Origin of the sequence: Streptomyces silaceus (genome assembly GCF_001419745.1) — a bacterium.
Lineage (GTDB): Bacteria > Actinomycetota > Actinomycetes > Streptomycetales > Streptomycetaceae > Streptomyces > Streptomyces silaceus.
Genome location: NZ_LIRJ01000625.1, coordinates 1 through 812, shown reverse-complemented (window position 1 = coordinate 812; position 812 = coordinate 1). Strand labels below are relative to the sequence as shown.

Sequence of the window (812 nt, the reverse complement as noted above, 5' to 3'; positions counted from 1 at the left end):
GTCGAACTGCTGGCCGCCGGCTGGTCCGTGGCGCTCGCGGGCCGGCGCACGGAGACGCTGGAGGAGACGGTCGCCGTCGCCCGCGCCGCGGCCCCGGTCGGGGACGACGCCGCCGTCTGCGTACGGACGGACGTGTCGCGGCCCGAGGACGTGGCCGCGCTCTTCACCGCCGTACGCGACCGCTTCGGGCGCCTGGACCTGCTCTTCAACAACGCCGGCACGTTCGGCCCCGGCGGCGTCCCGGTCGAGGAACTCGCCTACGACGCCTGGCGCCACGTCGTCGACACCAACCTCAACGGCGNNCGGTGGCGTACACGGCGACGAAGCACGCCCTGACGGGCCTGACGAAGGCGCTCTCCCTGGACGGACGGCCGTACCGGATCGCCGTCGGACAGATCGACATCGGCAACGCGGCCACCGACATGACCGAGCGCATGCAGTCCGGCATCCTCCAGGCCGACGGCCGGCTCGCGAGCGAACCGGTGATGGACGTGGCCGACGTGGCGCGCACGGTGCGGCACATGGCGGAGCTGCCGCTGGAGGCGAATGTCCAGTTCGCGACGGTACTGGCGACCAACATGCCCTATATCGGCAGGGGTTGACACCCTTCGGTCGGTGGGTCCGAAGCTCCGGGTGGCCGAATACCGCCCGGAAGCCCTGTGGCGGCACGGACGCGTGAGCCAAATCTCCACAAGTGGAATCGGACCTACCGCCTCAATAGCGGTCAGCGGTCACCGTATGCTCGGCTTCTCTCCACGAGAACTTCACACTTGGAGCGTTCCTTGCGCATACGCACCGCCGCCACCGCCGCC

At 70.2% G+C, this 812-nt stretch carries 2 pseudogenes; both read left to right on the top strand.

Going from position 1 to position 812, the window contains the following annotated elements:
• Positions 1-27: 27 nt before the first annotated feature.
• Positions 28-301, top strand: a pseudogene (locus tag AOK22_RS43530) (SDR family oxidoreductase); the annotation flags it as partial.
• 2 nt (positions 302-303) lie between these two features.
• Positions 304-602: pseudogene (locus AOK22_RS43525) on the top strand (SDR family oxidoreductase); the annotation flags it as partial.
• Positions 603-812 lie beyond the last annotated feature (210 nt).